Below are 557 nucleotides of genomic sequence, written 5' to 3'. Positions count from 1 at the left end.
CGTCGACTGGATCGAAGGCTATTACAATCGACAGCGCATGCACACGTCGATCGACTACTGCACTCCCGTCGAATACGAAACCGTACGCGCTGCTGCATGACATGCTGTACGTGAAAACGAGGCAGGGGCACTTCCATATCGAGCATTGCTTCGGCCAGTAGTTTCTTCAGCCGGGCATTCTCCACCTCGAGGTCCTTGAGCCGGCGGGCTTCCGAGACTTCCATGCCGCCGAACTTTGCGCGCCACGTGTAGAACGACGCGTCACTGAACCCGTGTTTCCTGCACAGTTCCTTGACCGGCATACCAGCCTCGGCTTCCTTCAGAAACCCGATGATTTGCTGTTCCGTAAAGCGCTTCTTCATGTTCGTCTTCTTCTCCGAAAACGAACTTTACTAGACTCCGGCTGGCCCTGTTTGCAGGGAGCAGGTCAGCGGACCACGGCGTCTTCGCGAATCTTGACCCGCAGCGCATCAAAGAACACGACCGGTACATCGGCTCGAGCGGCCGTGTTTGCCAGGCGGTCACTTCGCCATGACCTCGTCGGTGACCGAGCTGAT

At 57.3% G+C, this 557-nt stretch carries 1 protein-coding gene and 2 pseudogenes; 1 reads left to right on the top strand and 2 read right to left on the bottom strand.

Translation table 11 applies throughout. The annotated features are described in order from the left end of the window. Nucleotides 1-100, top strand: a 100-nt coding sequence (locus tag G3O00_RS44270; protein WP_346779042.1) for an IS3 family transposase, incomplete at its 5' end; no start/stop codon positions are given. A 37-nt stretch (nt 101-137) separates the two neighbouring features. On the opposite strand, the pseudogene G3O00_RS44265 reads toward G3O00_RS44270, so the two are convergent. Both G3O00_RS44265 and G3O00_RS43135 read right to left on the bottom strand, forming a co-directional pair. Further along, nucleotides 138-362, bottom strand: a pseudogene (locus G3O00_RS44265) (IS3 family transposase); the annotation flags it as partial. A gap of 68 nt (nt 363-430) precedes the next feature. Beyond that, nucleotides 431-557: pseudogene (locus G3O00_RS43135) on the bottom strand (transposase); the annotation flags it as partial.

Origin of the sequence: Burkholderia sp. Ac-20384, assembly GCF_017104605.1 — a bacterium.
In the GTDB taxonomy this organism is placed as follows: Bacteria; Pseudomonadota; Gammaproteobacteria; order Burkholderiales; family Burkholderiaceae; genus Burkholderia; species Burkholderia lata.
The sequence above is the reverse complement of the archived record's forward strand: the minus strand, read 5'-3'. Positions and strand labels throughout refer to the sequence as shown.